This is a genomic window from Leisingera sp. M523, from assembly GCF_025141335.1.
GTDB lineage: Bacteria > Pseudomonadota > Alphaproteobacteria > Rhodobacterales > Rhodobacteraceae > Leisingera.
Genome location: NZ_CP081036.1, coordinates 3,682,189 through 3,697,753 on the forward strand (window position 1 = coordinate 3,682,189; position 15,565 = coordinate 3,697,753).

At 58.4% G+C, this 15,565-nt stretch carries 18 protein-coding genes and 1 pseudogene; 14 read left to right on the forward strand and 5 right to left on the reverse strand.

Annotated features, from left to right (window positions below):
* Positions 1-16: 16 nt before the first annotated feature.
* From K3557_RS18290 to K3557_RS18305, 4 genes are read left to right on the forward strand one after another with little or no spacing between them, the layout of a single operon-like run.
* Positions 17-1,144, forward strand: coding sequence for an ABC transporter ATP-binding protein (locus K3557_RS18290; protein WP_259988856.1), 1,128 nt, complete (start codon positions 17-19; stop codon positions 1,142-1,144).
* The gene (locus K3557_RS18295) at positions 1,144-2,025 is read left to right on the forward strand and encodes an ABC transporter permease subunit (protein ID WP_259995531.1); all 882 of its coding nucleotides are present in this window, start codon (positions 1,144-1,146) and stop codon (positions 2,023-2,025) included. Before K3557_RS18290 ends, K3557_RS18295 begins: the two co-directional genes overlap by 1 nt.
* Positions 2,022-2,837: an ABC transporter permease gene (locus tag K3557_RS18300; protein WP_134830980.1), complete on the forward strand. Its 816-nt coding sequence runs from the start codon at positions 2,022-2,024 to the stop codon at positions 2,835-2,837. The genes K3557_RS18295 and K3557_RS18300 overlap by 4 nt, the downstream gene beginning before the upstream one ends.
* Entirely contained in the window at positions 2,837-4,156 is a 1,320-nt protein-coding gene (locus K3557_RS18305; RefSeq protein WP_259988851.1) for an FAD-binding oxidoreductase, read from the forward strand. The genes K3557_RS18300 and K3557_RS18305 overlap by 1 nt, the downstream gene beginning before the upstream one ends.
* On the opposite strand, the gene K3557_RS18310 is transcribed toward K3557_RS18305, so the two are convergent.
* The 3 genes from K3557_RS18310 to K3557_RS18320 form a co-directional block, all read right to left on the reverse strand.
* Positions 4,129-4,860: a phosphotransferase gene (locus tag K3557_RS18310; protein ID WP_409201222.1), complete on the reverse strand. Its 732-nt coding sequence runs from the start codon at positions 4,858-4,860 to the stop codon at positions 4,129-4,131. The genes K3557_RS18305 and K3557_RS18310 overlap by 28 nt on opposite strands.
* Positions 4,861-5,053: 193 nt before the next feature.
* Entirely contained in the window at positions 5,054-5,731 is a 678-nt protein-coding gene (locus tag K3557_RS18315) for a flagellar hook capping FlgD N-terminal domain-containing protein (RefSeq protein WP_259995534.1), read from the reverse strand.
* A gap of 4 nt (positions 5,732-5,735) precedes the next feature.
* Entirely contained in the window at positions 5,736-7,793 is a 2,058-nt protein-coding gene (locus K3557_RS18320) for a flagellar hook-length control protein FliK (protein ID WP_259995536.1), read from the reverse strand.
* A gap of 128 nt (positions 7,794-7,921) precedes the next feature.
* Here K3557_RS18320 and K3557_RS18325 point away from each other — a divergent pair, with 128 nt between their 5' ends.
* The 5 genes from K3557_RS18325 (at position 7,922) to flbT (ending at position 10,452) form a co-directional block, all read left to right on the forward strand.
* Entirely contained in the window at positions 7,922-8,215 is a 294-nt protein-coding gene (locus tag K3557_RS18325) for a rod-binding protein (RefSeq protein WP_259988844.1), read from the forward strand.
* A complete protein-coding gene (locus tag K3557_RS18330) occupies positions 8,208-8,567 on the forward strand; it encodes a flagellar protein FlgN (protein WP_259995538.1) in 360 nt (119 codons plus the stop codon). The genes K3557_RS18325 and K3557_RS18330 overlap by 8 nt, the downstream gene beginning before the upstream one ends.
* Before the next feature lie 203 nt (positions 8,568-8,770).
* The gene (locus K3557_RS18335) at positions 8,771-9,595 is read left to right on the forward strand and encodes a flagellin (RefSeq protein WP_259995548.1); all 825 of its coding nucleotides are present in this window, start codon (positions 8,771-8,773) and stop codon (positions 9,593-9,595) included.
* A gap of 78 nt (positions 9,596-9,673) precedes the next feature.
* Positions 9,674-10,045 carry a flagellar biosynthesis regulator FlaF gene (flaF, locus tag K3557_RS18340; protein WP_259995561.1) on the forward strand — a complete coding sequence of 124 codons (372 nt, stop codon included), beginning with the start codon at positions 9,674-9,676 and terminating at the stop codon, positions 10,043-10,045.
* 2 nt (positions 10,046-10,047) lie between these two features.
* Positions 10,048-10,452, forward strand: a complete 405-nt coding sequence (gene flbT, locus K3557_RS18345; protein ID WP_259995565.1) for a flagellar biosynthesis repressor FlbT — start codon at positions 10,048-10,050, stop codon at positions 10,450-10,452.
* 720 nt (positions 10,453-11,172) lie between these two features.
* Here the strand turns inward: flbT and K3557_RS18350 are convergent.
* Together K3557_RS18350 and K3557_RS18355 are read right to left on the reverse strand one after the other, a co-directional pair.
* Positions 11,173-11,775, reverse strand: a pseudogene (locus tag K3557_RS18350) (TRAP transporter large permease subunit); the annotation flags it as partial.
* Between the two features lie 262 nt (positions 11,776-12,037).
* Positions 12,038-13,366 (reverse strand): FliI/YscN family ATPase, encoded by a 1,329-nt coding sequence (locus tag K3557_RS18355; protein ID WP_259995566.1) that lies wholly within the window; start codon positions 13,364-13,366, stop codon positions 12,038-12,040.
* 88 nt (positions 13,367-13,454) lie between these two features.
* On the opposite strand from K3557_RS18355, the gene K3557_RS18360 reads away from it, so the two are divergent.
* The 5 genes from K3557_RS18360 to K3557_RS18380 are packed head-to-tail and all read left to right on the forward strand — an operon-like array spanning position 13,455 to position 15,561.
* On the forward strand, positions 13,455-13,844 hold the full coding sequence (locus K3557_RS18360) for a FlgB family protein (protein WP_259992714.1): 390 nt from the start codon (positions 13,455-13,457) through the stop codon (positions 13,842-13,844).
* A 13-nt stretch (positions 13,845-13,857) separates the two neighbouring features.
* Positions 13,858-14,250, forward strand: coding sequence for a flagellar basal body rod protein FlgC (gene flgC, locus K3557_RS18365; RefSeq protein WP_024092263.1), 393 nt, complete (start codon positions 13,858-13,860; stop codon positions 14,248-14,250).
* Between the two features lie 22 nt (positions 14,251-14,272).
* Positions 14,273-14,569, forward strand: a complete 297-nt coding sequence (fliE, locus tag K3557_RS18370; RefSeq protein WP_259995575.1) for a flagellar hook-basal body complex protein FliE — start codon at positions 14,273-14,275, stop codon at positions 14,567-14,569.
* Between the two features lie 3 nt (positions 14,570-14,572).
* Positions 14,573-14,845, forward strand: a complete 273-nt coding sequence (locus K3557_RS18375) for a flagellar biosynthetic protein FliQ (protein WP_027257092.1) — start codon at positions 14,573-14,575, stop codon at positions 14,843-14,845.
* Complete coding sequence (locus K3557_RS18380) at positions 14,845-15,561, forward strand: flagellar hook-basal body complex protein (protein WP_259988829.1); 717 nt, start codon at positions 14,845-14,847, stop codon at positions 15,559-15,561. The genes K3557_RS18375 and K3557_RS18380 overlap by 1 nt, the downstream gene beginning before the upstream one ends.
* Positions 15,562-15,565: the final 4 nt, after the last annotated feature.

Consider the following 15,565-nt stretch of genomic DNA (forward strand, 5'->3'; position numbering starts at 1 on the left):
GCAGAAGAGGCCCGGCTTGACTGCTTCCGTATTTGAACCCTGGAATGATCCTGAGGCAAAGCCCTTGATCCACTTTCAGAACGTCACCAAACGCTATGGCGAGTTCACCGCCATCGACGATTTGACCATCGGCATCTACGAAAAAGAGTTCTATGCGCTGCTGGGCCCTTCGGGTTGCGGCAAGACCACGCTGATGCGGATGCTGGCCGGGTTTGAAACCCCGTCTGAGGGCACCATCCGGCTGGCCGGGCAGGATATTGCGCCGGTGCCGCCGAACAAACGCGCCGTGAACATGATGTTCCAGTCCTACGCGCTGTTCCCGCATTTGTCGGTCTGGGAAAACATCGCCTTTGGCCTGAAGCGCGAAAAGATGCCCAAGCACGACATTAACGACCGGGTCGACGAGATGCTGCGGCTGACCCGGCTGGAGCAATTTGCCCGCCGCAAACCGCATCAGATCTCCGGCGGTCAGCGGCAGCGGGTCGCCCTGGCGCGGTCGCTGGCGAAACATCCGAAACTTCTTCTGCTGGATGAGCCGCTGGGCGCGCTCGACAAGAAGCTGCGCCAGGAAACCCAGTTTGAACTGATGGATATTCAGGAGAAGACCGGCACCACATTTGTGATCGTGACCCACGACCAGGAAGAGGCAATGACTGTGGCTTCCCGCGTGGCAGTGATGGATCACGGCAAAATCATCCAAGTGGCCACGCCGGACCGGATCTATGAAAGCCCGAACTCGGTCTATGTGGCTGATTTCATTGGCGATGTGAACTTGATTGCAGGCACTGCAAAACCCAATGGCAGCGACACCTATGCAATGTCCTGGCACGAGGGCCACGCGCCGCTGACCGTGCAGTCCCCGAATCCGCTTTCCGACGGGCAAAATTGTCAGCTGGCAATTCGGCCGGAAAAGGTATCGATCAGCGCCGAAAAACCAGAAAAGGCGGACAATACTGTTCAAGGCCGGATCCTGGATATCGCTTATCTGGGCAATATCTCCACCTACCACGTAGAACTGCCAACCGGCGCGGTGATCAAGGCGCAGACCGCAAACACCCGCCGCATCGCCCGCCGCGCCTTTACTTGGGAAGACACTGTCTGGCTGTCATGGACCGCCACGGCAGGCGTTCTTTTGGCAGACTGATGCGCCGCTTTGTCCTGATTGCCATCCCCTATGCCTGGCTGTTGGCGCTGTTCCTGGTGCCCTTTGCCATCGTCCTGAAAATCTCGCTGTCGGATTACGCGATTTCGATCCCGCCCTATGTGCCGCAATTTGATCCGGAAACCGGTATCAAAGCACTGATCGACGCGCTGGACTTTGAAAACTTCATCTGGCTGACCGAAGATGACCTGTACTGGAAGGCTTACCTCAGCTCCCTGAAGATCGCGGTAATCTCAACTTTCTTCACCCTGCTGGCAGGTTATCCGATCGCCTACGCCATGGCACGCGCGCCAGCAGAGTGGCGGCCCACCTTGATGATGCTGGTGATCCTGCCGTTCTGGACGTCGTTCCTGATCCGCGTTTATGCGTGGATGGGGATCCTGTCGAACGAAGGCTTCCTCAACCAATTTCTGCTGTGGACCGGGATAATTGCCGAGCCGCTTACCATCCTCAACACAAATACCGCGGTCTACATCGGCATCGTCTACACCTATCTGCCGTTCATGATCCTGCCGGTCTATTCGGCACTGGAACGGCTGGACGGATCGTTGATAGAAGCCGCCGAGGATCTGGGCTGTTCGCGTCTGTCTGCGTTCTGGCTGGTGACAATTCCCTTGTCGAAAACCGGCATCATTGCCGGCAGTTTCCTGGTCTTCATCCCGGTGCTGGGTGAATTTGTCATTCCCTCACTGCTGGGCGGATCAGACACGCTGATGATCGGCAAGGTGCTGTGGGAGGAGTTTTTCTCCAATCGCGACTGGCCGGTGGCATCCGCGGTGGCGGTGGTTCTGCTGCTCCTTCTCGTCATCCCGATTGTGCTGTTCCAGCGCAACCAGCAGAAACAGCAGGAGGCAGAGCAATGAACCGTATGAGCTGGTTTAATGCCGTATCGCTGACCCTTGGCTTTGCATTCCTTTACATCCCAATGGTGATCCTGATCATCTTCAGTTTCAACGAAAGCAAGCTGGTAACAGTCTGGGCCGGGTTTTCGACCAAGTGGTACGGCGAGCTGATGCAGAACGAGGCGTTCCTGAATGCCGCCTGGGTGACCATCAAGGTCGCCGTGTTCTCCTCTACTATCGCCACCGTGCTGGGCACTATCGCCGCCTATGTGATGGTGCGCGGCGGGCGGTTCATGGGGCGGACGCTGTTTTCCGGCATGATCTATGCACCGCTGGTGATGCCCGAAGTAATCACCGGCCTGTCGCTGCTCCTTTTGTTTATCGGCATCGGACTGGACCGCGGGGTGCTGACCATCGTCCTGGCGCATACCACGTTCTCCATGTGCTATGTCTCGGTTGTGGTGTCCTCGCGGCTGGTGACCTTCGACCAGTCGCTGGAAGAAGCCGCGCTGGATCTGGGCTGCTCCCCGGCAGAGGCGTTCCGGCTGGTGACCCTGCCGATCATCGCACCCGCGGTGATATCCGGCTGGCTCTTGGCCTTTACCCTGTCGCTGGATGATCTGGTGATCGCCTCCTTCACCTCCGGCCCCTCGGCCACCACCTTGCCGATCAAGATTTTCTCCGCCGTGCGTCTAGGCGTCAGCCCCGAGATCAACGCGCTGTCGACGATCATGATCAGCATTGTGACCGTTGGAGTCATCACTGCCTCGCTGGTGACCAAACATCAGATGACCCGCCAGAAGCGGGAGGAACAGGCCGCGGAGCGTATCTGATGCGCCGGGTATTTTCCGAATACGCCTACGGTCCCGGCCCCCGCACGAACTGCTGGTGGGATGAAACCAATGCAGCACCGGACTGGCCGGTGCTGCAGGGCGAAGTCTCCGCCGATGTGGCCGTCATCGGCGGCGGGTTCACCGGCATGTCAGCCGCTCTGCATCTGGCAGAAAGCGGCGCGTCCGTTGCGGTACTGGAGGCCGAGACACCGGGTTGGGGCGCATCAGGGCGCAATGGCGGTTTCTGCTGTTTGGGCGGATCAAAGCTTTCAGGCAACACGATGCGGCGGGTTTTTGGCATATCTGCGGCTGATACGTATCACGCCAGCGAGGAAGCCGCGGTGCATCTGGTTCGCGATCTGCTGCAGACCCATGGCATCGATGCCGACACTCATTCACGTGGCGAAACCCAGCTGGCGCACAACGAAAAGGCAGTGCGCCGCCTGCAAGCAGAAGCGGATGCACTGCGTCAGGCGGGAGAGGAACCGGAATTTCTGACCCGCGGCCAGCTCGCGGACAAAGGGCTGAATGGCAGCTTCCATGCGGCGCTGACAACACCGGTGGGGTTTGCGCTCAATCCGCGCAAATACCTGTTCGGCCTATCCAAGGCCGCGCAGGATGCCGGTGCCCAATTGTACCAGCGCAGCGAAGCGCAGTCGGTACAACAGGCAGGCAGAGGCTATATAATAGAGACTAAACAAGGGGGCCTGAGGGCATCGAAGGTCATCATCGCAACCAATGGGTATTCTTCGGAGGACCTGCCCGGCTGGCTCGCCGGGCGTTACATGCCTGCACAATCCACCGTCATGGTGACCCGGCCGCTGACCCGGGCGGAACTGGACGCGCAGGGCTGGTTCTCGCATCAAATGGCCTACGACACCCGCAATCTGCTGCATTACTTCCGGCTGATGCCGGACAACCGGTTCCTGTTTGGAATGCGCGGCGGGCTGCTGGCTTCTGCCCGGGCTGAAGCAGGGATACGCCGTAACCTGCGGCAGGATTTTGAGGCGATGTTCCCGGCATGGCGTGAAGTGGAATCCACGCATTGCTGGTCAGGCATGGTTTGCCTGTCGCGCAACTTAGTTCCCTTCATTGGCCCTGTGCCGGAGCGCCCCGGCATGTTTGCCGGGCTGTGCTATCATGGCAATGGCGTGGCGATGGGCAGCTATGCCGGACGGCTGCTGAGTGATCTGGTTCAGGGGAACACGCCCAAACTGCCCTACTCACCCATAGTGCAGAAAATGGCACGCTTTCCGTTTGGCCGCGCCCGCCGGATGCTGATGCCTCCGGCCTATGCGGTTCTGGGCCTGATGGACTGAAGCGCCGCGCGCTCCAGTCCCGAGGCCTGCAAGTCCTGCGCGCCCCCGCGTTCGGCCCGCCACTGGCAATAGGCTGCCATGCGCCAGTGGAACCAAGGCTTCAGCGCCAAGGCCCGCCCGGCAATCCGCGGATCAGGATAGGCGCGCAAAAAGGCGTCTTCTTCATCCTTGGACAGCGGCGCCCCCCGGTACATCAGCTGCATCGCAGGCGACAGGAACAACGCCAGGTCCTCTGCCGGGTCGCCGATTTGCGGGCATTGCCAGTCAATCAGCGTCAGCGTGCCATCATGTGCCAGCAGGTTGCCAGGCACCGGGTCGCCATGAATCAGCACCAGCTGGGACAACGGCGGAACCCGGCCCAACGGGCGAAGCGCCGCCAGCTGATCGCGATTGCGGCAGCTGCTCAGAATTTCAACGGTTTGCTGTTCCAGCGCCGCGCTGCCATTCACGCCGCAAGGCAAGCCCGGCGGCGGCGCCAGGTCGTGCAAACGCCCCAATAGCTGTGCCACATGGCCAGTGTCCTGCTGCCAGGGACTGCCGTTGACATGCGCATAGCCCAGCCACTTCCTGCTTTCAAATTCACCGGTCTGGACCAGCGGCGGCACCATGCCGGTGCCTGACAGTGCCGTCAGCACAGCAACCTCGCGGGCCGGATCATTGGCAAACAGCGGGTTGGCGCCTTCGGCTGCATAAAGCTTGATCACCAGCGCACCGGCCCGCCAGACATGATTGGACCGCCCTCCTGCCAGCCGTCTAGGAGCGGGCACATGAAGACCCAATGCAGACAAATGCGCAAAAAAGCGGGGTTCGAACTGGTCAGGAAGCGGTTGCAGGGCGGTCTCCGATGTTATGCCGCCCTGTTCTTAGACAGTTTTCCCGTCGTCGCATACAGTTGGATCAAGCCTCAGGATCACGCAGCGCGTTCACCGACGAGGCCAGGACCACGGACCCCCCTTCGGTGATCAACCCCACTTCGCCGCCCTGCATCCGGGTTTCGTTCACCTTGAAATAAATCTCGGCATATTCCTGCAGCAGCAACTCGTCGCCTTTGCTGCTTTCGATCACGAAGGCGTATTCCCCCGCCTCTAGCGGGTTGCCGTCATCATCCAGACCGTTCCACTGGAAAGGCTCAGCCGAGACCGGCAGGGCGACGCGCTGCACTTCGGTGCCGTTTTTGTCCTGTACGACCAGTGTCACCGAATCCGCGGCAGCCGCCGGGTTAGGCGCAATAGTGATTTCATTGCTGCCATCAAAGTAGCCCGGAGCCACGGCCCGTGCTTCCATCCCGACCCAGCCTGAAAGTGCCGCCATATTCGCCAGGCCAAGCTGTGATTGCAGCCCTTCCAGCAGGTTGTTGCTCTTGGTCTGTTGCTCGACCATCGAGAACTGCGCCAGCTGCGCGGCATATTCAGTCGAATCCATCGGTTCCAAAGGATCCTGGTTTTTCGCCTGCGCGGTCAGCATTTTCACAAAAGTATCAAAATCCGAGGTCAGACCGGAAGCCTGCTGCGACGACGGCTTCGACGAATTGGATTGCCCTGCGTTGAATCCCGTAGAAGTAACTGGTGTTGTCATGTGTTCAAACCCTCATGTCCACACCGGCTGTTCCGAGCCGGAGGTTTTGTGTTGCTGCTTCGCCGGCGTCCTTCGCATCGGCGCCGCGTGTCTCTGCTGTGCCGCCGGACAGGCCGGAACCGCCGTCCGCTTCATCGCCGGGGTGACCGGTGCCGGCCTGTCCGCCGCTGAATTCAAATGAGATATCTTCATATCCCATGCGGCGGAATTCCTCGGCCAGTTCATGGATGTGCCGGCGCATCAAATCACCGGTTTCCGGACGTTCCGTCTGAATGATCATGGTGATTCCTGTTTCGCTGGCCATCACGCGCATTTTCACATGGCCCAACTCCTGAGGGTTCAAACTCACCTCAACCTTTTGCTCGCCTTTGGCAGCAAATGCCTCAGCCATCTGGGCCGCAATCATGCGCGGCGTTTCAGGCCGGTGCGCCCCATGTGAGCCAATTGAGGCTTCCGTCAGCAGCTGCGTCAATCCGGGCGCTTCGCTGGATAATCCCAGTGTTCCGGCCAGTGATCCGGCCAGCGCCTCATCAGTTCTGGACAACAGCTCTGCCGATGTTTTTCCAGCAGTCATCCCGCCAGCAAGCAAAGGCTGCAGCTGAGAAGCTGCCGACTGAATGATTTGCGGCGCTGCAGGCACTGTAGCCGTCCGGACATCACTGCCTTTAAACGGATCGGCTAACGGATTCTCAATTCCGGCTGGTTCCGCTTTAATCTGCGCTCCATTTCCGTTCGAAACAGGTGTGGAAGCTAGATCACGCCTTTGACCCGGCCCCTTCAAAGCAACCTGGTTGACCGCAATGCCCGGATTTTCTCCTTGCGCAGCCGGATTGCCTGCCTTCGCTATGCTGTCAGACTTTTCACCCATCGACTGAGGCACCGTATGGGTACTTGAACTTGAACCAGTCTCGAGGGATTTCGACTGTGCCGCACTGATTGCATTTCCGTTTTTGCTTTGCCCCGTGCCATCGGTAACTTGTGCCCTTTCCGCCGGAGCCTTTACATTGGCTGGGACAGCTGTTTGAGCAGCAGTCTCAGGCGAAACGCGGGCAGTGTTTTCCGGGCGATTTCCAGTTTCCCTGACATCAACCCTGCGGACACCGGGTTCAGTACTATCCCCCTGTATCTTTGTGGCTGAGTTCTCTGGCGCAGCTGCGGGCGTTTTTGTTGCTGCCTGTGTTGCTGAACGCACTGAAGGCTGCGTTTTCTCTGTGTTTCCAACTTCCCCTGCCTTCACAGCAGGTTGCACATTGCCCTCAACGGACGGACCGTGATGAATCACTGCCCCTGCTTTGACGCCGGCACCCTGATCAGTGGGACTTGCGCTGGAGGCTGCTTTGGTCATGGCGCCTGGCTGATCATCTTCACCGACAGGTGCACCTTCTCCGGGCTTAATTCCGGCCCCCGGGTCCTTCACAATCGGCAGTCCGCTTTGCTTCTCAGCGGCCCGTGTCTCAACTCTTTCTCCAGTTGCTGTAATGACGCCGTGCGGGGACTTAACCTTAGTCTCTGCGGCAGCGGCCTCTTCAGCGGAGGAAGTTCCACTACTTTGCAACCCTGAAGCCATTTCCGCATCGGAAAGTACTGGTTCAACCCCAAAGGGGTTCCTTGCCGATGTTTGCCGCTCCACCTCAAAAAGTGTGCTTCGGCTTGCCTGAACCGGTACGTCCTCGGGTACGTCCTGCCCTGTCGCAATGCGAGTTCCTTGGCTTGCCTGAACCGGTACGCCCTCAGGTACGTCCTGCCCTGTCGCAACGCGCGTGCCTTGGCTTGCCTGAACCGGTCCGCCCTCGGGTACGTCCTGCCCTGTCGCAATGCGTGTGCCTTGGCCTTCCTTGCTGCCCTTGTCCGTACTCTCCTGCATCCTGTGTTCAGATTCGGCCTCGACCGATTCGCCCGTAGCTGATTGTTGTTCGGCCGCCGCCTCGCCAGGGCCGGACTGAGCAGACAAAACATCTGAAAAGTCTCTGGAAGTGTTTGATTTTTTTGAACCATCCGGAGAACCGGACGGTGACTTACCAGCAGAGCCGGCTTCCAAGCCAAGGATCGAATTCATATTCATGATCGTTTTCCAGACATTCTATCTCGACCCGGACAGACATACCCCAAAGCGGTTACGGCAATTTTAACCGGTTCCTGCGCAGTCTTAGAAAAATCGATGAAATTCGACTTTCAACCGGAGAACCGGACATGTCAGATCTATTGCCAAACCTGCTTCAGGCCGCACCTTCAACTACCCCGGTGCGTCCTGCAATTAGCGACCCCCTGCGGGAGGCCGCAATTGAACTCGAAGCCTCCTTCCTTGCAGAAATGCTGAAATCCGCAGGGCTCGGTGAAGCCAGCGAAGGCTTCGGCGGCGGCGCTGGAGAAGAGCAGTTCTCCAGCTTTCTAATTCGCGAACAGGCCACGCAGATCGCCCGCTCTGGCGGGATCGGTTTGGCTGAATCACTTTATCACGCACTAAAGGAGACCCAAGATGAGTGACCCGAAACCTCAACAGCTCATTGATGAACTTGATCAGATCCTGGACCGCGAGCGCAAGGCGCTGATGGCCGGCGACCTTGGCAAACTGGAAGATCTTGTGACCAAGAAAGAGAAAGTCATCGGCAAGCTGAATTCCGTGTCAGAGCTTGAACGCGACTCTCTGGCGCAAGTCCAAACCAAAGTCTCGCGAAACCAGCAGCTTCTGGACAGCGCCATGGACGGTATCCGTGCCGTCGCCGCCCGAATGGCCGAGACTCGCCGCATCCGCAAGGGATTGGATGTCTATGACCAGGCCGGCAAGCGGGCCCGTCATAGCACCCGAGGCGGCGGCAAGCTTGAAAAACGGGCCTGAGTGCAATTTTGGGAAAATTCTAGAAATACCAAATCCCGGCATTAGCACTCCCTTAGCAACTCCTGCGCCAATGTCGCCTTGCACCTTATGAAGGGTGGCGCGGAAGCCGGACGGCGGAACGCACAGTCAGAAAGACGTCACACAGCGCCCCTCGGGGCAAATAATATTGGGGCTAAAGTGCCCCGCAATTAAAGGAAAAAGCTATGACCAGCATTCTGACCAACAACGGCGCAATGGTTGCTCTGCAGACTCTGCGTTCGGTAAACAACGATCTGAGCGACACGCAGAACCAGATTTCGACCGGTAAAGAGGTCGGCATGGCAAAGGATAATTCCGCTGTCTGGGCTATCTCAAAATCCATGGAATCAGACATCGAAGCCTATGAAGCCGTAGGTGATGCGCTGAACTTTGGCGAAGCCACCGTTGCCGTTGCCTCGTCCGGCGCAGAGCAAATCGTCGAAGCTCTGAAGGAGATGAAAACCCTTATTGTTTCTGCAAATTCGGAAAACGTTGATCATACCAAAATTCAAAATGACATCGTCAAAAAGCAGGAACAGATCACTGCAATCATTGAATCTGCAGAATTCAACGGTGCCAACCTTCTGAAAGACACCGTTGATGGAACAGCAACGTCATTGACAGTTTTGGGGTCTGTTGACGGAGCGACCACAATCAGCGTGGACGCTGTCGACATGGTGACCGACCTTGATTGGACCGCCACCGTTCTCACGCCAATCACTGATTCAGCCACTGCAAACACTGCTCTTGGTGAAATCGACGGTCTCATCGCGGACGCAATTGATGATGCTGCGGCTCTTGGTGCGGATTCAAAGCGTATCACGGACCAAAATGACTTCGTTTCGAAGCTGACCGACTCTCTGAAAACTGGTGTCAGTGCGATGACCGACACCAACATGGAAGAGGCATCGGCACGGCTGAAGGCCCTGCAAACTCAGCAGCAGCTGGCGGTCCAGTCGCTGACCATCGCGAACCAGGCGCCGTCCACATTGCAGCAGCTGTTCCGTTAACAGCCCTAACCGGGGCGCTGACGGCGCCCCGGTCTTCCCCTCTCAGAGAACCTGAAGAATAATACGTTAGGAAAACACGTGAATGCCCTTCTGAAGGCGAAGAGTGCCTATTCGGCGGCAAAGGCCCCGACCCGGACAGCAAAGAATTTCGAATACGAAGTGATCGCCCGCGTCACCCGCCGACTGATCACAGCGGCGCAAAAAGGCCGTAATGAGTTTGCTGAACTTGCAGCAGCATTGAATGACAACCGCAAGCTTTGGTCAATTTTTACCGCTGATCTCGCGTCAACGGGCAACCCCCTGCCGGATGAACTCAAACTCAGCCTGTTTGAGCTGGCGGAATTCACGAGGCAACACACCAGAAAAGTGCTTCAACGCAAGGCCGATGTCCGGCCGCTGGTAGAAATTAATACGGCCATCATGCGTGGCCTCCGTGGCGGAGCATCCTGAATATGAGCGGACTTGTCCTGAAACTTGCCCCCAAGGAGCGTGTCCTTGTGAATGGCGCGGTGATTGAAAACGGCGACCGCCGCAGCCGCCTGTCCATTGTCACCCCTGATGCCAACATCCTGCGCCTGCGCGATGCGATCCATCCGGAAGAAGCCAATACGCCGGTGCGCCGGGTATGCTATGCGGCGCAATTGATCCTGTCCGGTGATGCCGACCCCGAGGAAGAGCGTCTGCCAATGCTGCGCCGGATCGAAGAGCTGAGCCAAGTCTTCACAGATCCGGACAGCCGCGCATCCATTGCCGAGGCAACAGACGCAGTGATCGGCAACAACCACTACCGCTGCCTGAAGGCGCTGCGCACCCTGCTGCCGCGCGAAGACCGGCTGTTTGCTGTCAGACCATCCTGATAGCTTCCAGCTCCTCCAGCCTGCTACAAGAATTGCGGGCTGGAACTCCCATTCGGCTGAACCTGGAAAGCAGCTTCCAGCAATGTGCAGGATTGGTGCACAGTCTTAACATTGGCCGTCGGAAATAGCGTGCATCTGATACTTGCAGGCGACGCAGAGAATGTTGACGAGCAGGCAGTGCAGTCCCTGCACACGAGGACTGGCGCGCTGGCCGCCGCCAACAATTCAGATCACGAAGGTTCAAGACGTGGACCCTGATCAGAGTTAAATATCCCGGGCGGGCAGCGCCGGGCCAGCGCTTTCTTCAAGGCCTTGATGCAGAACCCGGTGTTCCTCGTGCCGGATAGCCCCCAGATCAGCACTTTCCGGCTGTGCCAGCCCATGGCTGCGGCCGAAAAAAGGCCCCCGGCGCATGGGAATGCAGGTTGCATCAGTGCACCAGGCCTGATTGGGGCGGGTGATCGCCAAGTCTTTGAGCAAACATGGGTGAATCTTGTGTTCCGGGTGTTTTTAGCCGGTCTTTGGCGCCTTGCAGATCGGCACAAGACGCATGATCCGCATCAGCCACCGCACGCGGTGCCGCCCGCAACTGTGCCCCTGCCCACACATGCCGCCAACATGGTGCAGCCCAATTCGACGCCCAGTCGTGCATAGAATAGGCACCTGCCGATAATGCGGCAGGTTATCCGCGAATTTGCTGACAATGAAGCTGGCCTCTACCGCCTCGGTCGGCAGGTAGAGCACAATTCCCAGGAAGGCGACCAGCAGCGCGATTGTCACGGCGTCGGCGATGAAAAACGGGGTCACGCCTTTAATAACATTCTGTACGCTCAGAACATCGCGCACGCCGGTCACCACAAAACAATTCAGCCCGATCGGCGGGGTGATCAGGCAGAATTCGGCCATCGTTACCACCAGGATGCCGAACCAGATCGCGCACATGGTGCCGCTCATGCCAAAGGCGCTGTCTGCGGCCGCCACGCTCTCGCCACCGTTCAACGCCATCCCGGCAGGGTAGACCACCGGCAGCGTCAGCAGCAGCATCCCGATTGCATCCATGAACACGCCCAGAACCGCATAGGCCAGCAGGATGCAGATCAGGATCACTATCGGCGGCATTTCCAGCGCGGTGATCCAGTCGGAGAACGCCCCTGGCAGATCAGCAAAGCCAAGGAAGCGCACATAGATCAGCACGCCCCAGATGATGATGATCATCATCACCGTCAGTTTCGCCGTTTCCAGCAACGCCGAGTTCAGCTCGACCCACTTCATGCCCTTCAGGACGGACATGCAGAACACCGCAAAGGCTCCCAGCGCGCCGCCCAACGCTACGCCTGCAAAGGATTGGACGCCTGTTTTTATACCAAGGCACGCTACTTACGGTCGCTTCAGGTTCCAAAGTCTCAGAAACAATCAACGCCTTCAGATCATCAGGCCAACGCAGATGTCCGCGCGGACCCGTTACAACACAGAAGCATGTAAATACCTCAGTAAGGGCATATTTGGAGCATCCCTGTGAGAAAATCCATCGCCGCAGTTACTCGCCGGTCAAATGATCAGACGGCAGGTGAAGCCAACGCGCCGCTCACCGTCCCGCCTTGGCCCGGCGCAGCAACAGAAGCAGCCGATTGAAACTGCTGGTGATTCCTTCCGGATCTTCGCGGCCGAAAAAACCGTCCAGTTCCGGCCACAGTTTCACTGCCTTGTCCAGCACCGCATCATTCCCCTCAGCATAGAGACCGGCCCTGATCATCACTTCCGACTGTTCATAAGCGCCCAAGAATTTGCGCACATCCTGGATTGCCGTGTTTTCGTCGGCAGTGGCCGCAGCAGGCAGACTGCGGGAGACTGAGCGTGAGACGTCAATCGCCGGGAACCTGCCGCGTTCGGCGATTTCCCGGTTCAATACAATATGACCGTCCAGAACACCGCGAAGAATATCTGCAATCGGCTCATCCATGTCGGAACCGGCCACCAGGACGCTGAATATGGCGGTGATATCACCCTGCCCGTCTGCGCCAGGTCCAGCCCGCTCGCACAGGCCGGTGATCAGCGGAGTTACAGATGGTGGGTATCCGCGCAAGGCAGGTGCTTCGCCCGAAGCGGCTGAAATCTCCCGGTGCGCCTCGGCGAAACGGGTAACCGAGTCGGCAAGGAACAGGACATTCTTACCCTGATCGCGAAAATGCTCGGCAACTGTCATGGCGGCCCAAGCGCAGCGGCGCCGGACCAGCGCGGACTGATCGGACGTGGCAGCCACCACAACCGCCCGGCGCATGCCATCGGGTCCCAGGACCTGTTCGACAAAGTGATTCACTTCCCGGCCGCGTTCCCCGATCAACGCCATGACCACCACATCCGCTTCCATGCATTTGGCCAGTTTTGCCAACAGCGACGATTTTCCGACGCCGGAGCCCGCAAAAAGACCCACCCTTTGGCCGCGCACAATTGGGAGAATCGTGTTCAATACCGCCTGCCCGGTCGCCAAACGCTCTCCCATCGGCCGCCTGCCGGCGGCTTTGGGCGGGGACGCCATCAGATCCCGCGGCGCGGATCCCGGCAACAAGGGGCGGCCATCCAGCGGCTCCCCAAAGGGATCAATCACCCTGCCAATCCAGTGATCGCTGGGCAAAAACTCAGGCGAGGGGTGCAGCACCACCGGATCACCGACAGCGGCGCCATCAGGCGCCCTATCAGGCAACATACTGATATTATTTCCACTAATTTTCAGAACTTCGCCATGCAACTCGTCCTGCGGGCCGCGCCGCAACACCAGCCGGTCACCGATCCGCGCGGCAGCAGCCAAACCGCTGACTTCGATTTCCCCGCCAGAGATCGCGGTAACCCTGCCCATCTGTGTTGCCAGGCGTTTTCCGGCTATTTGACGGGTCAGTGCTTGCAGCTCTGCTTTCATTGCAGCGGCCTCCATTGATGTCCTGAAAACAATTTCTAAAGGAATCGGGGTTAAGCCTTGATTGAAATCGATCAAGGGAGAAGCCCTGGTGTTCACAGAACTGAACGTATTCAAAATTTCTCACGCCATGGCAGTTCATGCCGGGACGCGCCAGGCATTGGTATCCCAGAATATCGCCAACGCCGATACGCCTGGTTACCACGCCAAGGACATCAAGCCATTCAAGGAAGTCTTTGCAGCCGGGGCCCGCCCGAGCAGCATGATCGCAACCCGCGGCAGCCATCTGAACGGCACCGCCGGCAACGGCATGGACTGGGCCGTTACTTCAAGCGAGGACGGCAGCGATCCCAATGACAACTCAGTGTCTGTCGAAACCGAACTTCTGAAAGGCGTTGAAGTTTCCCGGCAGCACAAGCGGGCCTTGGCCATCTACAAATCCTCGATGAATATCCTGCGCGCAAGCCTTGGCAAAACCTAAGGGAGGATGAGAGATGAGTGAATTTTCCAGAGCCCTTTCCGTCACTGCCAGCGGCCTCAAGGCGCAAGCCTCGCGTCTGCGCCACGTGTCGGAAAACATCTCCAACGCTGACACCCCGGGCTACCGGCGCAAAACGGTGCCGTTTGAAGCGGTGCGCGAACTGCAAACCGATGTGGAGCATGTGCGCACCGGCCGGGTCACGCTGGACCGCAGCGATCTGGAAGAAGTCTACGACCCTTCGCATCCAATGGCTGATGAAAGCGGGCATTACGACGGCTCTAATGTCGATCTGATGATCGAGATCGCCGACGCCCGTGAAGCCCAGCGCAGCTATGAAGCCAACCTGAAGATGTTCGAGCAGACACGCACGATGTCCGCATCACTCATGGACCTATTGAGACGTTAATCAACACATTTGGAGATCCAGAATGGATATTCGCAGTCTTTCCGCCGCAACCGGCTATGCCGCTGCCCGCCCCGCCACCAAGGCCGATCCCGAATATGCGGGCACTGGCGCAGGCCCCCGCCTGAAAGAGAGCTTTGAGAACTTCGCGGCGACTTTGCAGCAAAGTGAACAGGTCTCAATGCAGGCGATGACCTCAGGCGCAGACCCCCACGCTCTGGTGCAGGCCCTGGCGCAGACCGAACTGGCAGTCGAAACTGCGGTTACCGTGCGCAACAAGGTCGTCGAAGCTTACCAGGAAATCCTGAGGATGCCGGTCTAAGCCATGATGAGCGAAAGCCTCTTCTATGACACGCTGCGCCAAGCGCTGTGGGCCGCCGTCACCATGTCGACGCCGATCCTGGTTGTTGCACTGGTTGTCGGTCTGGCCATCGGCCTGTTTCAGGCTCTGACGTCGGTGCAGGAAATGACCCTGACCTTCGTGCCCAAACTGACAGCGATCCTGGTCGTGTTCTGGATGACAATGGGCTTCATGACACAAACGCTGGTGGCCTTCTTCCACGGCCACGTTGTCCCGATGATTGCCGGAGGTTCGTAATGGAAAATGCAGGCTACGCAACCCTTTCACGCCAAACGGGCCTGATGCGGGAAATGCGCGTCATTGCCAACAATATCGCGAACTCGGCCACCACTGGCTACCGCCAGGAGGGCCTGATCTTCTCAGAATTTGTGCAGTCCTCGCCCGGTCAGCAGTCGCTGTCAATGTCGCGCGCGAATATCTTCAATACCTCGATGGAGCAGGGTCAGCTGACCAAAACCGGCGGCTCCTTTGACTTTGCAATCGAGGGCGACGCCTTCTTTATGGTGGAAACGCCGCAAGGCGAAAGGCTGACCCGTTCGGGTGCCTTCTCCCCCAATGCCGATGGCGATCTGGTGACCATGGATGGATACCGGGTGCTGGATGCAGGCCGCGCGCCGGTCTTTGTTCCGCCGGATGCCGGCAAGATCGAAGTCGGGGCGGATGGTTCGCTCAGTGCAAACGGGCGGCTGCTGGGGCAGCTTGGCCTGTTCAAGCCGATGGAGCAGCACACGCTGGTGCGCGAGGACGGAGTGATGTTCCGCGTCGACGGCGAGATTGAGGACAGTTTTGAGGCGAAGGTGCTGCAAGGCTTTCTCGAAGGTTCCAACGTGAATGCGATTTCCGAAGTGACCCGGATGATCGAAGTCCAGCGCGCCTATGAAATGGGCCAAAGCTTTCTGCAGGCGGAAGACGAACGCATCCGCAATGCCATCAAAAACCTGATCAAGACCTAGGAGA